Source organism: Alteromonas sp. CNT1-28 (assembly GCF_022348345.1).
GTDB classification, from domain to species: domain Bacteria; phylum Pseudomonadota; class Gammaproteobacteria; order Enterobacterales; family Alteromonadaceae; genus Alteromonas; species Alteromonas macleodii.
Map to the genome: position 1 here is coordinate 241,405 of NZ_JAKREZ010000001.1, position 18,387 is coordinate 259,791.

General features: G+C 45.4%; 16 protein-coding genes. 8 read left to right on the plus strand and 8 right to left on the minus strand.

The features are described from left to right. Positions 1-157 precede the first annotated feature (157 nt). From MHN02_RS01055 to MHN02_RS01065, 3 genes are read left to right on the plus strand one after another with little or no spacing between them, the layout of a single operon-like run. Positions 158-652: a sigma-70 family RNA polymerase sigma factor gene (locus tag MHN02_RS01055; RefSeq protein WP_239244176.1), complete on the plus strand. Its 495-nt coding sequence runs from the start codon at positions 158-160 to the stop codon at positions 650-652. After that, positions 649-1,488 (plus strand): DVU3141 family protein, encoded by an 840-nt coding sequence (locus MHN02_RS01060; RefSeq protein ID WP_239244178.1) that lies wholly within the window; start codon positions 649-651, stop codon positions 1,486-1,488. Before MHN02_RS01055 ends, MHN02_RS01060 begins: the two co-directional genes overlap by 4 nt. Next, complete coding sequence (locus MHN02_RS01065) at positions 1,478-1,999, plus strand: hypothetical protein (RefSeq protein ID WP_014977712.1); 522 nt, start codon at positions 1,478-1,480, stop codon at positions 1,997-1,999. The genes MHN02_RS01060 and MHN02_RS01065 overlap by 11 nt, the downstream gene beginning before the upstream one ends. A gap of 157 nt (positions 2,000-2,156) precedes the next feature. Here MHN02_RS01065 and MHN02_RS01070 read toward each other — a convergent pair whose 3' ends face one another. From MHN02_RS01070 to MHN02_RS01080, 3 genes are all read right to left on the minus strand, one after another. Continuing rightward, positions 2,157-2,348 (minus strand): CsbD family protein, encoded by a 192-nt coding sequence (locus tag MHN02_RS01070; protein WP_014951177.1) that lies wholly within the window; start codon positions 2,346-2,348, stop codon positions 2,157-2,159. Positions 2,349-2,549: 201 nt separating this feature from the next. Continuing rightward, on the minus strand, positions 2,550-3,323 hold the full coding sequence (locus MHN02_RS01075) for a siderophore-interacting protein (RefSeq protein ID WP_239244180.1): 774 nt from the start codon (positions 3,321-3,323) through the stop codon (positions 2,550-2,552). A gap of 489 nt (positions 3,324-3,812) precedes the next feature. Beyond that, positions 3,813-5,027: an MFS transporter gene (locus MHN02_RS01080; protein WP_187446376.1), complete on the minus strand. Its 1,215-nt coding sequence runs from the start codon at positions 5,025-5,027 to the stop codon at positions 3,813-3,815. Between the two features lie 1,037 nt (positions 5,028-6,064). Here MHN02_RS01080 and MHN02_RS01085 point away from each other — a divergent pair. From MHN02_RS01085 to MHN02_RS01100, 4 genes are read left to right on the plus strand one after another with little or no spacing between them, the layout of a single operon-like run. Further along, entirely contained in the window at positions 6,065-8,668 is a 2,604-nt protein-coding gene (locus MHN02_RS01085; RefSeq protein WP_239244182.1) for an MMPL family transporter, read from the plus strand. Position 8,669: 1 nt separating this feature from the next. Further along, positions 8,670-9,551: an outer membrane lipoprotein-sorting protein gene (locus MHN02_RS01090; protein ID WP_239244184.1), complete on the plus strand. Its 882-nt coding sequence runs from the start codon at positions 8,670-8,672 to the stop codon at positions 9,549-9,551. A 28-nt stretch (positions 9,552-9,579) separates the two neighbouring features. Next, positions 9,580-11,193, plus strand: coding sequence for a hypothetical protein (locus MHN02_RS01095; RefSeq protein WP_239244186.1), 1,614 nt, complete (start codon positions 9,580-9,582; stop codon positions 11,191-11,193). A 27-nt stretch (positions 11,194-11,220) separates the two neighbouring features. Further along, the gene (locus MHN02_RS01100; RefSeq protein ID WP_239244188.1) at positions 11,221-11,454 is read left to right on the plus strand and encodes a DUF2892 domain-containing protein; all 234 of its coding nucleotides are present in this window, start codon (positions 11,221-11,223) and stop codon (positions 11,452-11,454) included. A 134-nt stretch (positions 11,455-11,588) separates the two neighbouring features. Here the strand turns inward: MHN02_RS01100 and MHN02_RS01105 are convergent, their stop codons facing one another. From MHN02_RS01105 to MHN02_RS01115, 3 genes are all read right to left on the minus strand, one after another. Beyond that, the gene (locus tag MHN02_RS01105; RefSeq protein WP_239244190.1) at positions 11,589-12,386 is read right to left on the minus strand and encodes an HAD family acid phosphatase; all 798 of its coding nucleotides are present in this window, start codon (positions 12,384-12,386) and stop codon (positions 11,589-11,591) included. Positions 12,387-12,448: 62 nt separating this feature from the next. After that, positions 12,449-13,375: a GTP cyclohydrolase FolE2 gene (folE2, locus tag MHN02_RS01110; RefSeq protein WP_239244192.1), complete on the minus strand. Its 927-nt coding sequence runs from the start codon at positions 13,373-13,375 to the stop codon at positions 12,449-12,451. 365 nt (positions 13,376-13,740) lie between these two features. After that, on the minus strand, positions 13,741-14,163 hold the full coding sequence (locus MHN02_RS01115; RefSeq protein WP_239244194.1) for a DUF4440 domain-containing protein: 423 nt from the start codon (positions 14,161-14,163) through the stop codon (positions 13,741-13,743). A gap of 621 nt (positions 14,164-14,784) precedes the next feature. Here MHN02_RS01115 and MHN02_RS01120 point away from each other — a divergent pair. Continuing rightward, the gene (locus MHN02_RS01120; protein WP_239244196.1) at positions 14,785-15,567 is read left to right on the plus strand and encodes a sulfite exporter TauE/SafE family protein; all 783 of its coding nucleotides are present in this window, start codon (positions 14,785-14,787) and stop codon (positions 15,565-15,567) included. A gap of 155 nt (positions 15,568-15,722) precedes the next feature. Here the strand turns inward: MHN02_RS01120 and MHN02_RS01125 are convergent, their stop codons facing one another. Together MHN02_RS01125 and MHN02_RS01130 are read right to left on the minus strand one after the other, a co-directional pair. Continuing rightward, a complete protein-coding gene (locus MHN02_RS01125) occupies positions 15,723-17,840 on the minus strand; it encodes a TonB-dependent receptor (RefSeq protein ID WP_239244198.1) in 2,118 nt (705 codons plus the stop codon). Between the two features lie 71 nt (positions 17,841-17,911). Then, entirely contained in the window at positions 17,912-18,280 is a 369-nt protein-coding gene (locus MHN02_RS01130; protein ID WP_232379095.1) for a hypothetical protein, read from the minus strand. Positions 18,281-18,387: the final 107 nt, after the last annotated feature.

Genomic DNA, 18,387 nt, shown 5'->3' on the forward strand with positions numbered 1-18,387 from the left:
GACCTTTTAGACTGTTAAACATTCGCCTTGTCTAGATGGCTCACAGACCGCTGCTATACAGTGCAGTAAAAAAATAGGTCTTAGTACGTGGAATAAAAACAAAAGTGGCTCGTTAACAGAGTAGAGATAACGGGAAACCTCACAAAGGTACATGAAAATGAAAGATGAGTTGACTGAACTCGTCCCGTCATTGCGAAAGTTTGCATATTCGTTGACGGGTAACATGCATGATGCTGATGATTTACTTCAGAACACGCTTGAACGGCTATTGAGTAAACCGCTTCCTGAGCAAGTTACATTAATGGCTTGGGCATTTAGAGTGTGCCGCAACTGTTGGATAGACGAATACAGAGCGAAGAAGGTCCGTGCTAATGCCTGCGATGTTCTTTCTCACGAAGCGCAGTCTGTACATCAATTAAATATGGATGAGGCGGTGACGCAAGCGATAACGTTAAAACAGGTTTCCAGTGCCATGGACGAACTACCATATGAGCAAAGGGAAACCCTTTCTTTAGTGGCGGTACAGGGAATGAGTTACGCAGATGCTTCTGAAGTTTTGCAGGTGCCAGCAGGGACCATCATGAGCCGCCTTGCCAGAGCAAGAGTGAAGATATCAAACTTATTAAACGGGCAAAAAGAGGTGCTATCGTGATCTTAACTGACGAGAAACTCTCTGCGTTTTTAGACGGAGAGTTAAACACAGCAGAGATGGACACAGTCCGTGAAGCGATAGCACAAGATGCATCCATTTCTGACCGACTCGCCGCACTTGCAGAAGTGGATAGAGTTGTGAAGGTGGCTGCTGAAAAAGCGACAGCAGTGGCGCTGCCCAAAGAAATCGTGGCCCTTTTGAGTGATGAAAAACCGTTAAGCCAGGCAAGCGGCGTACAGGCATCTGATGCAAGCTTAGCCAGCGTAAGCGCTGCAAATCAAAGCTCTGCGGAAAACGTTAAGCCCTTTCCAAAGAAAGCGAATTCAACTAATAGTGCGCCACATAAACAAACGAAGTGGAAGGGGCCTTTTGCAATAGCTGCGAGTGTGGCGGTATTAGCGGGCTTAGTGTTCTTTAATCAACAGGGCGCTGAAACAACGCAGCCTTCTCATTGGGCGAGAGTATCATCGGTACTCGACAGTAACCTAACTGGCGAAGCAACAACCTTTGATTCAGGCGTGACGGTTACGCCACAGTTGTCTTTCGTAAATACGGAGTTTAACTACTGTAGACAGGCTGAAGTCGCATCGAAAGATGAACTAAATGTAATGATTGCTTGTAAAGATAAGCAAGGTGCGTGGCAGCTTGCCGCTAGCAAATTGGACGAGCTAGGTGAGAATGCAGGTCAATATCAAACCGCCACTAGCGCTAAAGTAATGGAAGAAGAGTTAGACAAAATGATGGCGTCTGCGCCATTAAACCGAGAGCAAGAGAAAAACGCAATTGAAGCAACTTGGCTAGCTGATAAGGCCGAAGGAGTAAATGATGAAAACTAAAATTATGTTAGTACTTGCGGTATTAATTATGGCGGGCTGCGCCAGTCAACCCGATTATAGACAGGCCAAAAAAGGCGGCTTTGGCTACACGGAAAGTAAGTTGAGTGATACCCAATATCGCGTGCATTTCAAAGCGAAGGGGTCTGATAAAGGCAAGGCGATGGATTACGCCATGCTCCGTGCTGCCGAGCTTACGTTATTAGAAGGTTACGACTGGTTTGTAGTGACTGACCGAGAGACCTTAGTAGATAAAGAGACCGTGCAAACCACACCTACCGCAGGCTTTAGCCAGCGATATGCACGGGTTACCGAATGCGGTGTGCTCACTTGCAGAACGTCCTACCACCCTACTACCCAATTCGAAACGGGTGTATTTGTAGGGGGCTCTCAGCAAAGTGAGATCGAAAGTATCTTGAGCATTGAGATAGGCAAAGGTACGCGTCCAACGTCGGCAACGAGCTTTGACGCAAGGGAAGTTCGCGATAACTTACAGCCTAAGACGGAAGAGTGATAAAAAATCAAAGGGCATAACCTCCCTTGACTTTGACACAAATAAAAAGGGCCGCTGCATTATGCAGCGGCCCTTTTAGTAGCAGTAAAGATTAACAATACAGTGATACCAGATTGTTATACTGCCAGTGTCTTAATTCATATATTGAAGACGGCGATTAATTAAAATAACCATCGACCTCTTTTTCAGCTTCGTCACGGCTTTTGCCATAAGCTTGTTGAATCTTACCTACTAGTTCTTCACGTCGACCGTCAATTACATCTAGGTCGTCATCGGTAAGTTTGCCCCACTTTTGCTGCACCTTACCTTTCATTTCTTTCCAATTACCTTCAATACGATCACTGTTCATAACTTGCTCTCCTTATCCAAACAATTGGTTGAAAAAACTGGCGGAATAATTGGCCAGTTATTTTCTTAGCAGCAAATGCTGTTCCATTGTGTAGGTGCATGAAAGTATTGAATTTATTGTTTATGAAAATTCTACCGTACAGTTGTTTTTTATGCAGAATTTACAAGTTCTTGCAAAGCCTACAGGAAGCATAATCATCAACTAGGCCAATGTTTTAGCATACGCTTCACTGTCCTGCCTTTTTTCTATTTTATGTTGATCTTCGCTGCGGCCTTTCTTCCAGTAGCTACTAATATAAATATTCTCGTGCGCCACGGATTTTTCGTCCTTGAGCCATGTCCGAATCGCCCGCATATCAGAAAATTCACACGCCACCCAAACTGTGGGGTTTCCGTCGAGCCAAGTTAACTGGTCAAGGCGGGAAGGTAAAGATTGCTCATGTTCCCATATCACCGTTACTCCTTCGGGCTTCTTAAGTGTAACCGCATCCTTTTCGTCTTCAATTTTAATCACGGCGTAGCCTTTGGTTTGTACAGGAAGCTCGGCGAGGTGATTTCTAATACTAGGAAGCGCTGTCATGTCGCCAGCCAACAATATCCAATCATATTGCTCGCTGAGTCCCTTACTAGAACCGGGCCCTGCGAGCGTGATGATGTCGCCAGGCTTTGTACTTGTCGCCCATGCCGACGCAGGGCCAGTTTTACCACCATCGGCATGGATAACCATATCCAGAATCATTTCAGGCTTCTCTGCGTCAAAGTGCGCAACCGTATAGGTGCGCATTGCCACTTGGCTCGTATCTGTGGGGCGTTTCAGCGGGTTTCCTTCTAGGTCGAACATAAGTTTAATGTACGCACCTGCAGTAACCGAGGGAAAGGCAAGAAGGTCTTCCCCACTGAGGTGTACACGCTGCATATTTGGGGTAATTCGGACTGATTGGGTGACAATAGCTCTGCGAGGTTGCGGTTTAGACATTAGCTTACTCCTGTGATCTTGAGTAGCTATTCTATTTGGAAATAATTCTCATTACTATTTCTAAAGGTGAAATGATCAGGATTGTTTAGCTCTATTTTTTAGATTAACTGACCGGTCTTGAGAGAAACTAATACAAATAAAATAGATAGGTTTACGTTGGATTAGCACTATAACAATAAGCGAGGAATACGCACTGGAAAAGGAAAGATTAGAGCAAAAGAAAAGGGGCTAAAAAGCCCCTTAAAAAACCACAACATAACTTGGAAAACACATTTACACACCACAAAGACGCACACTCAACGACTTCATGTATAAGTTAAGATAGCCTAATTATAAAAAGGTTCCGCTTTTTTAAAAATAAAAGGTAAAAAAATAGATACCTTTGAAATAGGCGTATTCCTGTCACCTGTCAGGCTGACATTAATTCGCTAAGGCCTGTTTAGCTTTGATGACGAATTGGGCCAAATGTATAGCAACGGTTAACAGGCCCTAGCCAACGTGTCTAATTCTTTTCAATGTTATGTAGACGACGCACGTGGTTGCTGCGATTAGCACTGACGCTATAGCGAACGGAAGCGCGATATCCAGTTGGTAAATGAAAGCTGCCAGTGGCGGACCTATTACGTAGCCCATGGCAGTAGTCGCTGTAATTAACCCAGTGATAGTGGCTTGTTGAGAGGGGGCGCAGTAGGTCGTTGCTGCAGCTGCCAAAGATGGGTAGGCCATTCCCATACCTAAACCCATTAATGTCATGGCCGCATAAAGCATAAATAACGAATGTTGAAGAAAGAGCAGCAAGTAGGCTAAGCCCAATAGCGGAAGCGCGATAGTGATCATCGCTTCTTTGCTTATTCGGCCTTTTTGTACCCACCCAAATTGGGCTGTAAGAGACGCGGCAGCACTGACCATCATCGCGAAACCCACTTGCCGAGCAGCGTCTACGGGTGAATAGTCGTAAAAATCGATAAAAAAGAAACCCAGTGATTGCTGCATCATAGCCATTGCGCAAAATACACAAATACATGCAGCGACGAATACATAAGGTACTTTGCTAGGCGCTTGGTTATTGTCGCTAGTCTGCTGAGCGTTTTTTTGCTGAGACAAAGGCGGCAGAACAGGTAGCTTAAAATATACCAATGTAAGCGCCAGCAAGGTTAGCAAAACGATGCTGTACAACGGTGCTAATAAGCCAAAACCGACTAAAAGCCCAGCGTAGGCGGGCCCCACAATTTGCCCTACGTTGCTTGCAGAGGTGACTTTGCTGATTGCACTTACTCGACTTTGGGGCGTACTGATGGCGACGGCGTAACCTACCGCAGAAGGCGGAGTTGCAGACATAATGGTTGATTGCAGACTTCGGCTTATCAACAATGCCAAAAACAAATTGGTGCCGCTTATAATGCCAGAAAATCCTGCCATCCATGCACTAGCGAAGGCAAATGTGCCCAAGCTATAACCCGACAGACCAACCATTAAAATACGTTTAAAGCCCGCACGCTTAGCGACTTTGCTCCACACATTCGTACCGAACGCAAAGATAAGTGCAGAGCTAGACATAATAGTGGCAATGTGGAATTCAGAAAGGTTCGCCTGTCGCCCCATAGAAGGGAGTGTGGTAAGCATTACGCTTTGGCCAACAGACGTAGCGAGCAACGCACAAAAAAGAACTCTAAAAACGATAGTAGATGCAGACGGCGAAAGCACGCAGGTAGCCCTTTTGGTAGGCGATAAAGAAACAACGCAATTTTATCACAAATGAAGATAAAAAAATGCCCGCCAAAGGCGGGCCAAAATCAGAGGTATGTAAAGGCCGGGATGGGCCTTTGAGGGGAGAGGGTAGTCGTCGGATGACAACTCACTAATAACATCGACGACATTACCAGTGTCCTCACTATGGTCTCGCTGAAGCAACACACACGTACATTCAACGAATCCAAATTGGGTCAACAATCCCTTGCTGCACGAGACATCACTGTCGGTGCTTGCGATGTAGGTACTCAGAGCTTGTTTGCAATCCTTATGAAACAAGTGCCTTGCATCCTGCGAGTTTAATTAGGTTGTCTTTTACCTAACCTCATCATCGACCAGCAATTTAACGAATCTTCTACAGGCATCCATTAGCTACAATACTGACACATCCGTTTTTCCTTGGTGACACACTCCATGCACTTCCCATGTCGTCACCTTCAGTATTTGTCATCTACGCAATTTGGCCTCTCCGTCGCTAAAGCTATCCTAGCTACAAACTGCGTTCTGTATTTATCCGTTAGTCTAATGTATGCGTGATCTGTGCCAAACCTTAAATTCAATTTAGAATAATTTTAATTTGCTGATTTTTAAAGATTATTTTTATTTTTTGACAGCGGGTAGCTCGTATTTGAAAAACTAAGGTTGAGTAGGTATGTAGTTTTTTCTCGGTGGTGTGTAGCGTTTTACAAACACTTTTCTTTTCTCTGTGTTACTCGTCGCATTGCTCTTGATCTTTTCTAAAAATACATTAGGTTATTTATATATTAGAATAAACTAATTTAATGCTGTGTCCCATAAACGCTGTGCCCATAAATGTCTCCATTGTTTTTGCTAACGCAGGTAGGCGTTGTGAAATGTTCTGCAGATCAAAGGTCATGGTTTGTGAAAGTGGAGCGCCACTCAACACGCCAAGGAAACACAGTGGATGGAGTTAACCCAGTCGTATCACGATTAGAGGGAATCAATGTATTTCCTAGTAGGAGTTCATAGCTATGTTCACGGCAGTTATTGAAAAATTACTGTTCCTATCTACCCAGAAAGGTAAGTGGGTTTATGCCGCTTTACTGTTGGCTGTTGTCTTTTGCGCTTATCAAATGCGGCTAATTACGATAGACACCGACCCAGAGAATATGCTTGAAGCCAATCATCCTGCCCGCGTCTTTCATAACGATGTGAAGCATACTTTTGCTATGCACGACGCGATAGTGGTGGGGGTTATAGCATCACCAGCCAATGACACAGCCACTCATAATGCTGCTTTAAGTACCAATAAAGGCATCTACACACCAGAGAATCTAAGCGCAATAGACAAGGTTTCTCAGCATATATTGAACACTGAGGGTGTAATTGCTCAAGATGTCATGTCGTTTTCAACGGTTGACAACATAACTCAGGGCGACAGTGGCGAGCTTAAGTTTTCTTGGATGATGCCAAACGCTCCGGCGTCTCAAGAGAAAGCGGGGAAAATTGCTGAGGCAATAGCACGTCTTCCAATGTTACAGGGAACCCTAGCCTCTTCTTCTAAAAATGCAGCCGCTATTTATGTGCCAATTAAAGACAAAAATGAAAGCTTTCGAATTGCAGAAGACATTCGCGCATTTATCGGCGCGAATACAACAAACGAAACATTGCAGTGGCACATAACAGGACTCCCTGTTGCTGAAGATCAATTCGGCGTTGAAATGTTTATTCAAATGGCAATTTCAGCGCCAGCTGCGGGACTAATGATTTTTATCCTCCTCTTTGTTTTTTTCCGCAATTTTACGCTGATTACCGCCCCGATGGTGGTAGCAATGGCAACAGTAATTATCACAATGGGGGCGTTAATCGGCTTAGGTTTCACTGTGCACATCATGTCATCCATGATTGCCATATTTTTGATGCCTATCGCTGTTGTTGACTCGGTGCATATATTGTCTGAGTTTTCAGACCGCTATAAACCAGGTCAAAAGGCTGATGAAGTGATTACCACAGTGGTTGAACACCTATTTCAGCCGATGCTGTTTACGTCGCTGACCTCTGCGGCAGGGTTCTATTCACTTATGCTAACTCCCATTCCACCCGTACAGATTTTCGGTGCTTTCATTGGCTCAGGTATTCTTTTGGCTTTCGCTATTACGCTTACCTTTATACCTGCTTATATATCAAGAATGTCGCCAGAGGCGCTCGCAAAATTGCAGTCTGCACTGCACGCCGATGCCAATACCTCATCAATGAAAACAACATACTTACAGCGATTTGTGTACGGTATTCGCACCTTGGCGCTAAATTATAAAGGGGCATTACTCGTTGCGTTTATGGTGATTTCAGCGGTATCAGTGTGGGGTATTTTCCAAATACAAATTAACGATAATCCTGTGCGCTGGTTTAAAGAAAATCATGAAATTCGCGTAGCCGATAAGGCGCTTAATAAGGAGTTTGCGGGTACGTATAACGCGTACATTGTTATTCAAGATACCCGCAAGCTGAAAAGTGCTGGTGAAATACTGCAAAGTGCAGTGTTGCCCTCTTCGTTAGATGAATGGCGCAAAACAACCCTCGATACACTCAACAATGAAAATGCCGGTAATAATTATGAGACTCTCGTATTTGCCGTCGATGATGCATTGTTCGGTGATCTAGACAGCAACGAATATGACGCTTTAAATCGCTTGCTTTCAAGCATTGATGAAATTAAAGGCACAAGCAAAACGTTTCAGCAGCCCGATAATGTAGCGCTGCTTTCAGACCTGCAAAGTTACTTAAGCACTCAAACGCTGGTGGGTAAAACTCAGTCCCTCAGTGATGTGATTAAAGTGGTTAACCGAGAGCTGCATTCGGGCAATGACAGCGACTACGAGTTACCTAATACTCAGCCGGCGATAGCTCAGACGCTCTTGCAATATCAGTCCTCTCATAGGCCTCAAGACTTGTGGCATTTCGTGACACCAGACTATCGTAAAACCTTGGTGTGGCTACAACTATCCAGTGGTGACAACCAAGATATGACCGAGGTAATTGAGTTAGTCGATAACTACTTCGCTCAACACCCACTGCCTGATGGCCTGACATATCAATGGGCAGGTAAGGCATACCTAAATGTGGTGTGGCAGGACAACATGGTTGCAGGCATGTTAGACAGCTTACTTAGCGCCTTTATTATTGTTTTTGTGATGATGGTATTGCTGCTGCGCTCACTGATATTCGGTGTATTAGCCATGCTGCCCCTTACCATAACTATCACCTTTATTTACGGCGCGATTGGCATTGTAGGTAAAGATTACGATATGCCTATTGCCGTGCTCTCAGCCCTGACATTGGGTTTGTCGGTAGACTTTGCCATTCACTTTCTGGCTAGAGCCAAAGAGATTTACAAGCAAACGGGTAACGTGAGTAAAACGTTTGATGCCATGTTTGAAGAGCCTGCTAGCGCTATTACTCGTAATGCGCTGGTCATCGCGCTTGGCTTTACGCCGCTGCTTTTAGCACCACTTGTGCCTTACATTACCGTGGGTATTTTCCTGGCAAGTATCATGTTTATTTCGGCACTCGTTACGCTGCTGGTGTTGCCAGCTGCGATGACTTTGCTTAAACGTTGGGTTTTCAAGGAGGCCTAAAATGCGTATTTCCATATTATCAACTCTACGGTTGCGTCGACCAACAATGTTAAATCTACGCAGCTCATTCACGGGGCTTGTTGCGCTATTACTTATATCAGGTAATGGTTTCGCTCAAACCTCGGCAAACCAAAACGGTAGTAATATAGATGTTGCCGAAATCGTCAATAAGGCCGAGCAAGCAGCATATTACGCAGGCAATGACGGGCGTTCAATGGCGAGAATGCTGATTGTAGACGAGCAAGGTCGAAAGCAAATGCGTCAGTTTACTATTCTGCGCAAAGATGTGCTGAATGAGGCAGGCGCCGACACCGGCGATCAACGAATGCTGGTTTTCTTTAGCCGTCCTACTGAAGTTGAAGGTACGGTATTTCGCGTTGAAAAGCATGCGGCGCTTAATTCTGATGACGACCGTTGGTTATATTTGCCGGCTTTAGATTTAGTAAAGCGAATCGCCGCAGGCGATAAACGTACATCGTTTGTTGGTTCTCATTTCTTCTATGAAGATGTTTCAGGCCGCGCAACGGCGCAAGACAGTTTTGAGCTGCTTGAACAAACCCAAACTCATTATCGCTTAAAAGCGACACCTAAGGACACAGCGCTCGTAGAGTTCAGCCACTATGTAGTAGAGATAGACAAAGACACTTACTTGCCCACCTTAATTAACTTTTATAAGGGTGACAATAACTACCGTCGTGTTGAAGCTGTGACCATTGAGACTATACAGGGCAATCCTACTGTGGTGAGAAGTAAAGTGACGGACCTTGCATCAGGTGGCTATACCCTTATGGAATTCAGAGGGATTGAATACGACATAGGTCTTCCAGATAGCATATTTAGTGAGCGTAGCCTACGTGTGCCACCGCAACGCTATATTAAATAACACTATTTTGAAAAAGGAATTTAGCACGGTGCGCTTGCCTAAATTACTAGCTCCATCCATATGGATAACGCTGCCTAGCCAAGCCTATGGTCTTTCTGAGCGGGTTAAAAAGCAATGGAGGGCGCACGCTTTACTCGCGCCGATTATTCTCACCTTTGCGCTCACGGCTGTAGTAAGTCTTCCATTAAACGCCCAGACAATGGGTGTTGAGACCCAGAATCAGGAAGACCCGTTGAAAAGCGGAGTAAAAGAGCGGAAAGCTAACGTAAACGACGAGTGGGACAGCGTGTGGCCTGAGGAGGATAATGTCGAATCAGGTGACGATTGGAGCGATGAGTGGGATGACGAATGGGGCACTGACAGCAAAAGTAAGCTTCGTATTTCTGGTTTCGCCGAGCTCGCCGTAGGAAACCGTTTTTCCCGTGACATGGCTACCGCGTTTGGCAGTCAGAATTCACAAATGAACGAGAGTTTTCAAGCTGCTAACGCGCCATCTGTGTTAAATAACAGCACATTGCGCGACGCCAGAGTTCAACTTCGCGCAGATTATGCATTAGACAGTTCCTCAATTTCCAGTAAAGCAGACGTTTGGTATGACGGCGTTACATCGTCGTGGGAATCACAACTTCGCGAACTGGCATGGCAAGGTAGCTTAAGCAGTATTCTTCCCAGCGCTTTAGTCGGCGCAGGGGACTGGGCAAACGCATTCGATATCAAAGTCGGTAAGCAAGTGCTGACCTGGGGAACAGGGGATTACTTGTTTTTAAATGATCTCTTCCCTAAAGATTATCAGTCGTTCTTTGCAGGAAGAGAAGACGAATACCTTAAAGCGCCGAGTAATGCATTAAAGGTGTCGGGCTACACGGATTTTGCCAATGTAGATTTAGTCGTCACACCTGAATTTGAGCCTGATATTGGTATTACAGGCGAAGTGTTTTCTTTTTACAGCCCGCAATTGGATGAAAACATTGCCCCTTCGTTTTCTGTTGAACGTGATAATCGCCCACGAGGAAGTGAGCTTGCCTTAAGGGTGTATAAATCTGTTAAGGGGATGGAGATTGCAGGCTATGGTTACACCGGTTATACAAGGCAGCCCACCGCGACAGATTCTCTTGGAAGACCGCGCTACAGTAAAATGAATGCCTATGGCGCAAGTGTTGTCGCGCCTCTGGGGCGGGGGATAGCAAATGCGGAATATGTTTTCTACAACAGCCTTGAAGACATAGATGGAACTGACGGTCAAATAGCGAATGATCAAAGTCGTTTCTTACTAGGCTATAGCCAAGAAATTGCCGCAAATCTTACCGGTGGTTTCCAGTGGTACACCGAGTACTTACACAATGCGGATGGCCTAGATAGAACTATCTCGTCTTCTGAGCGAGTTCAAGAAAAATACCGCCATTGGGTGACGACCCGTTTAACGTTGTTAGCAATTCGTCAAACACTGACATTAAACACTTTTCTGTTTTATTCACCCAGCGATAGCGACGGATACCTAAAAACCACAGTGGCGTATTCGCCTACCGATAAGTGGCAAGTGCGAGCAGGGGTGAATGTCTTTTCAGGTAAGGACAACTATACGTTTTGGGGGCAGTTTGAAGACGCAAGTAATGCGTTTATTGCCTATCGATTTTATTTCTAATCTCTTCCAATATTTAAGGATTACGCTATGTCTCAGGAAAAAGCATTAACCGCCTTCGCAGGGCTCATGGTGTTGTTGTCTGTATTACTAACCCAGTTTGTTCATGCAAACTTTATGTGGTTTACCGTGTTTATTGGCGCAAACTTGTTCCAACAAAGCTTCACTGGCTTTTGCCCAGCAACGCTATTTTTTAAACATGTGCTAGGGCTTAAAAGTGAACGGGAGCTAGCGTGTTCTGCAGACACTTCTACTTCTCGATAGAAGTCGCTAACTTCTATAATCAGCCGAGCGAGCTGGGTTTACTAGCTTATTCAACAGTGTTGAATAAGCTAGCGCTATTCGTGGAGTAGTTAAGATGAACACGCGAGTTGCCCCGGCTACTCTAGCTTCGCTCTCTACCAAGACCCATACATTGGATTAGGCAGAATAAAAATCTCTGTGCCCACTCGTGGCATGAGCAACTCAACGTTGGCAGATTCTTGGGTTACGCCGCCCACATCTTCAATGTTGTCGCCAATTTGCATGATAATAGTGTGAGGCACAGCCCACGTAGACGTCGCGTCTTTAGACGTATTCGAACATGCGATCTCGCCCTGGGTAAGCTGCATTCTGCGCAAGTCTTTGTCATTAACCATACCTTCTTGGCCTACCGCTTCTTTGTCTTCAGCAGTGCGGCCAACAACACAGGTATTACTCGTGGTAAGCGGCAAACCTTGCGCCAAAAGGTTATTCCAGGTGTGACTATCAAGCGCTTTATTGCGATTCGTAATAAGCGCCACCTTGCCATTTCGTGCAACAACTTCGTCGATGAAAGCGGCTACACCAGGCACCAGTGTGGCTTCTTCGCGTTTTACCCATTCGGCCCAGCTTTGTGAAGAATATCCCAAGCCAGCACTTTCCCGTTCTTTTTGATAGGTGCTATTGTCTAGCACGGTTTCATCAACATCCATCACCACAACATCGCCATTAGCAAAACGCGTAGGTAGCGCTGAAATAGCTTGGCCATACACAAAACTTGAAAGAACAGGGTACTCTTTGCTGCTGGTTTGGTATATCACGGCATTTGACAGAGTGTGTGATTTTACACCAGCAAGCGGGGTTGATGGCGTAGACGAGCACGCCGCAATAGCTGATACTGCAGCGCCAATGCACGCCGCTTTGCTGATGTAAGAGAGCTTGTTAAGAGATAACAATGTTATTTTCCTTTTATTGTTTCTTCTGCCTACCGGTTTCAACACCCAAATTATGTCTGAATTTATCGATGAACTGGGCCTGATAATTCAGCAATGGCGTCGTGTGCATGCAGACTTTCTTGATGTTCTACTTTTACACGAAAATAGGTAGCTTGGTAATACGTACTTAACGCTTCATGCAGTCGCCTTACCGAATCTTCTACAAACATTAGGTTTTCAGCATTACGCTTGGCAAACGCCTGTTCATCTTCACGCTTAACTGCGGTTTGAAGCGGTGTGCCTAACGCGTTTTCTATCAAGTCAATAATACCAATAAAATCGGGGATCTCGTTGTCGCTTAAATCTAGAGTTATATCGGCAAAGGAACGCTGTGCATGCGCCGTGGCGATGCTGGCTTGTTTAGAAGCGAGCCAAGCGCCCATTTCTTCTACGGATAAATCTTTTCCTTCGAATTGCTGTACAAATGCATCTGATAACGCCTTGCGAGAGAGGGAGGCCGAACAAGGACAAGTACTAGAGTACGGTACTCTTAACTTAAGCTGTGCTTCATAACGTTCAGGTGAACGCCTTACGCAAAGTGAAGCAGGGTACGATTGATATCCTGACATCCTACTTATGAGCGCCGGACGCGACACGGTGAGGTCAAAGTGTAGATTAAGCTGGGCGCTATTGCTCAGCCCATCTTGAGACTCGATAAGCGCGTTCATTAACGACACAAGTGCCGACTTATGTAAGTCTTGGTTGCTCAAATATCGCTGCAGCAAGCTGTACAATCGAGACATGTGAATGCCTTTAGCATTGGGGTGATCTAAACTTACTGTTACATCAACCGTAGCCTTACTGGCTAAGCGCTCACCGCGTCTACCTAAGATGTGTAGAGGTATGGCAATGCCCTGCATACCAACTTTATCAATAACAGGAACTTGTGCAGTAGATTGATCGGTGGTGACATCGGGAAGTACCGTATTGGGAGAATTGAAACTGGCCAAAATTACCTCTGAATGAGATCTTAAGAACGACTTACATCACTATCTTTTAAAAAGCAGTTCGCTTTTGATGAAGTAATGAAACAATAGGTTATGGGGTGGTGCTGTGCTTTGCGCAAATAGCAATTCGCACTTTTGGTGCTACAAAGCATTTGTTAGATATCTAATACACAGCGCTATTGACCCTGTCACACCATTGAGTGTTATATTATAACGCTTAATGGGTGTTGTTGATACATTATCACATTTAAAGATTACAAAGAGCCTGATAATAGCGCTGTTTTAAAGCGCCATTAGTGTAATGACGTTAATGACCGGATAAGCTGAAGCTCAGATTATTTAATGGGCATCAGGCTCAACTTTTAAAGCTACGCAAAATCTAACAAGTCAGTACCGAAGAAGTTATCGATGACACAGCGCCATTCTCCACTTGCATCCCTTTGCAGAACATAAACGGCGCGCTTACCCTCGCAGGGTAGGGCGTTGGGTGTTGCTTTGGGCACAAGGTAAAGCTTCGCGACGACTAGCGCTACGTCACCGGCTTGTATAACCCGTTCATCTCCGGTTGTAACAAAATGATCGGGCATGAATTTCTTTTGAAATTTAAGCAAGGCTTCAACGCAGTCGCGCTGTGTGGCATGTTCTTCAGCGGTTTGGTTTTGCGTTGAGCTGGACATAGGGGTCGCGACCACTGTTGCATCGCTAGCATAACATTGGGATAAGGCGTCTTGATCGCCGCGGTTTACTGCGTCATGCAACTGTTGTAACACGTGAGATATTGGATTGTTCATGGCTGTCGTTCCGTTATTTTTACCGCAAGACGAGCCAATAAAAAACCCGCCTTTGCGGCGGGTTTAGTGAATTCTATTTACGCACTAGCTAACCCGCCCATTCCTTAGAATAGCGAGAATAATAATCAGCGCAGTCGCTGAGTAAGCAGTATGTGTATTCGTGTTTTTAGGCATAGTGTTTAAAAACAGTGTGCTGCTAGTGAGTATTTAATGACCCGAGTATCCTGTGCACAATGAAGAAAGTCAATGGGTTTTTAGGTGTAGAAATTAGACCCATGCGAGTGGGTGGGCAAGCGGTAAGTGTAAGGTATAAGATGTAACGCTACCCTAGGCTTCAAATATGGTAATGCGAATAATCGTGCCCTGCTTTAAACAATCATAAATATCTTTATCAGTGAACCCGCTATTGCGGAGAAGTTGCCTGGCAACTAGCTTAGCGCCTTTTGTACATTGCTTGTCGTGTATTATCCGAAGTGCTTTGTTTAAATAACTAATAGAAGGCATGATAAATAACCTTACGCGCTAGGCGTGAGTTTTGTATGATATTTAAACGATATGTTTTGGTGTAATGATCACTCAAACCATACAAACTGCGCTACGAATTAAGGTGGAATTTGACCCTTGGAGTTACTTTATAGCTGGTTAACGGCCAATGATGCGATGTTGATGTCATCATCAGTAGTACTTGTTGTTACCTCCTTTTTTACGTCGATGATGACAGCAACGCTGGGTATTGGTGGCGGGGTCTTATTGCTGGCAGTAATGGCCGGTACTATGCCAGTCAGTGCGCTGATCCCGGTTCACGGTCTAGTACAGCTTGGTTCAAACGGCAACCGTGCACTGATGACGGCAAGGCATATCGACTGGAATATGCTGAAGTATTTTTCTTTAGGCGCAATTGTTGGCGCTTTTTTTGCCTCGTTTGTTGTGGTTCAGCTGCCGTTGGTTATTATTCAATTTGCGGTTGCCGCATTTATTTTATTTCTGGTGTGGGGGAGTAAACCCAAGGCACAAGAAATGAACCCCGCGGGTAGAACATTGGCAGGGTTAGTAACCACGTTGGTTTCAATGTTTGTAGGTGCTACAGGGCCTTTGGTGGCGGCATTTGTACACAGAAATAATTACAGCAAAATGCAGATAACCGGCACGTTTGCCAGCTGTATGACACTGCAACACGGCCTTAAAGCGTTTGTTTTTACCTTTGTAGGGTTTTCTTTTGCCCAGTGGGCCGGGCTAATCATTATTATGATTGCCAGTGGTGCGCTCGGCACATTCATCGGCTTGAAAGTATTAAAGCGTGTCCCAGCTGAAAAATTTATGCTGGCGTTTAAGATAGTGGTGACACTGTTGGCCCTGCGGCTCTTGTGGCAGGCATTCTCAACCTTATTTCCCGCTGTAATCTGACACAGCTCGTTACCTCCCAAATACTTACGTTAGTGCGCAAGTTTTCATTTCTAGCGTTTAAAACGGCATGTGTATCAGACATTACGAGTAGATAAACCAGCGAAGGAGAATCACTGGTTTATCTTTATGCCTTTTGGAGTTTGAGTTTTAAACGGTTAGAACCTGTAGCTCAGCGATAAATGCCACTCTCGTCCGGCAGCGGGTACTCGCTCACCTACTGCAACATCAGTATTCATCACGCGGTTAATTCCTGCTGTGTGTGGGGCGTAGTGTTTATCAAACAGGTTATGAACGGTTGCCGTTACCTGAAGGTTTGACTGTGCATTATCTATAAGGGTGAAAAGCCCCGTAATATGCACCAATCCATATCCAGCGGTAGTGTTTTCACTTTGTAGCGCTGAAACGTGGTTTTGTGCTCCTGCCAATTCTGACGTTAATTGGAGTGCCATTGGCAAATCAAGCAGCTGTGTGTCCCACTGAATGGTAGTGATGAGCTGTTCGGGGGCAATACGAAATAACGCATCGTCGATATCGTCGCGATTACCGTGCTGAACACTTGCTACTGCGTTAAGCCTTACGTTATCAAACACGTTACCCGAAACAGTCAGATCTGCCCCTTTGATTACGGCGTCCGTATTAGTCCATTGAAATGGTGTTGTGCCTGCCATCATGGTAGAGACCATATTGGCAGCCATATTCATGCTGGGAGAACCAGTAATATAGTCTTCAATATCTTGATAAAAGAGGCGAGGAGAAACTGACCAGCTTTTGAAATGGTAATCAATACCCACATCTATTTGGCGTGCAGTTTCGTTGTCTAGAGCCAAGTTTCCAATGTAGTTAAACCCGTCTGCCATTCCCCCAGAAATACCAAGAGGCAGCCACGTATAGCGTTCGAAGTAAGTAGGGGCACGGTTTTTCTGCGATACGCCAAGGACAACATCGACATTGTCGCTGGCGTGATATCGCGTGCTAGCGGCAATATCTAACATGTTATAGCTCTTACTGCGTTCTGCCGCGTTGAAATCATCAACGAGTGAAGCAATGGCTGGGTTCATCATAACCATATTAGAACCGGCTAGCCCGGCATCCATGTCAACACGTGTATATCGGGTACCAATTGTTGTTGAAAAAGATGCTTTATCTCGCTGCCATTCTGCGTATACGCTGGCTGTGTCTTTTTCTACGTTGGTAAAGTTATCAACGAAGAACATGCCGTTATTAGGGTTGGTGATGGTCGAGTTATTCCTGCTGTGGTGCAGATAGGCACCCAGTTTGAGGTCGCCTTTATAAAATGGCGTCACATAGGTGGCATCCAGGCCTTGAGCAATAGCATCAGCGTTATTCTCTCTCGCCATGCCGGCAGACATCACCATGCGCTGTGAGAAGTTGTCCATGGCATGTTGGTTGCTGTTGCCAAACCAGCTTAACGTGAAGAACTCCCTATCGTTCGCGTTATAGCGATAGCCCAGTCGATACCAAGCGGCATCAATAAAACCAATGTCCATGGCTAAAGCAGGCGTGCCGCTTTCGTTAGTATTAAGTTGCTGAAAACTCACATCGATTTGGTGATTGCCCCACTCGACGCCCGCCCTAAACTTACCGCCATTTCTTTGGTAATGGCTGTTTGGTATAACGCTGTTATCTCCCGACTCTTGTTCGTCGCGCTGCTGATGAGTGAAGGCGCCGCTAACAAAAGCCTGCTCACTCTTATAAAACAAATTGCCTTGGTATTGCTGACCGCTCCCCGGAGATATTGCGCTGGCACTTACACTACCGCTAAAGCCTGTATTCAAGTCAAAAAGTGCTGAGGCATCAGAGTGAATGCAAAGCTTTCCGCCTAGCGTCTGCACACCTGTACTTACTGGTACAATCCCCCGGTAAAGGGTGGCGGTCAGTCCTGGTTCTGGCAGCACATGAGAAAGGGGCGAGTCCATGGCGTTTGGTCCTGCTCCAGCAATATCAACGCCATCAATGCTTACGCCAACTCGGTCACCATAAAGTCCTCTATACTGAATAAGTCCGGTGACTGGGCCGTTTCGAGATATCGACACGCCAGGTAATGTGGCAAGCTGATCGCCAAAGTCAGCGTCAATATTGCTGGCAGCACTAACAGACTCTTGCTCGATATTTTGCGTGCTAAGGGAAAGCGGTGTGCCAATAACGGTGACCACTTCTGTCGAAGTGTTATCGGCCAAGTCGATGGTGTTTGCGTAAATGTGTACGGGCGCGCACGCAGTGAATACGGCAAGCGCAATGATAGATTGCTTCATAACAATTCCATTTTAAAAAACGAGTGTTGTGCATGGTGAAAGCATGCATGTTCAGTGTGTTTTGGAGGTTGTTATGCGTGTGGTGGGGCACGACTTAGCGGCGCCGCGTAAGCAAAATCTGTAAAGGGCTTAGCCGCTAAACGCGCGACTAAAGCGCGATAGCGAACCAGCGATAGTAAAGGTAATGTGGCATGTAGTGGCTCGTCAACCTGAGGTAAGTCGGCTAACGTGCCATTGGTACAGTCAACGTGCTCGGCGGGTGCTTTGAGCAGTTCGGGGCTAACAAAAACGAACTCACCTTCAAACTCAGTGGCGCTAATTGAAATGTAGCGCATGGTCTTGCCAGTACAAATAAGTTCAATATCTTCACCTACAAACGCACGTGCTTGCTGCATAGTATGGGCAGCAAGGCCAAGTGCTAATGCATTCTGCAAAAGCATACAAAGGCAAAGTGTTAGTGTAAGTAGGCGTCTTAAAGTCATTTTTCTTTATCTGGTTAGCGCGTTTTTATCATAGCCTGCGTTTTGGTAATTTTTCTACCTATTAT

Coding starts and splice junctions, on each gene's coding strand:
- MHN02_RS01115 (WP_239244194.1), bottom strand. CDS start 14,163: ATGAACAATCCAATATCTCACGTGTTACAACAGTTGCATGACGCAGTA.
- MHN02_RS01090 (WP_239244184.1), top strand. CDS start 8,670: ATGCGTATTTCCATATTATCAACTCTACGGTTGCGTCGACCAACAATG.
- MHN02_RS01070 (WP_014951177.1), bottom strand. CDS start 2,348: ATGAACAGTGATCGTATTGAAGGTAATTGGAAAGAAATGAAAGGTAAG.
- MHN02_RS01125 (WP_239244198.1), bottom strand. CDS start 17,840: ATGAAGCAATCTATCATTGCGCTTGCCGTATTCACTGCGTGCGCGCCC.
- MHN02_RS01085 (WP_239244182.1), top strand. CDS start 6,065: ATGTTCACGGCAGTTATTGAAAAATTACTGTTCCTATCTACCCAGAAA.
- MHN02_RS01055 (WP_239244176.1), top strand. CDS start 158: ATGAAAGATGAGTTGACTGAACTCGTCCCGTCATTGCGAAAGTTTGCA.
- MHN02_RS01065 (WP_014977712.1), top strand. CDS start 1,478: ATGAAAACTAAAATTATGTTAGTACTTGCGGTATTAATTATGGCGGGC.
- MHN02_RS01100 (WP_239244188.1), top strand. CDS start 11,221: ATGTCTCAGGAAAAAGCATTAACCGCCTTCGCAGGGCTCATGGTGTTG.
- MHN02_RS01075 (WP_239244180.1), bottom strand. CDS start 3,323: ATGTCTAAACCGCAACCTCGCAGAGCTATTGTCACCCAATCAGTCCGA.
- MHN02_RS01130 (WP_232379095.1), bottom strand. CDS start 18,280: ATGCTTTTGCAGAATGCATTAGCACTTGGCCTTGCTGCCCATACTATG.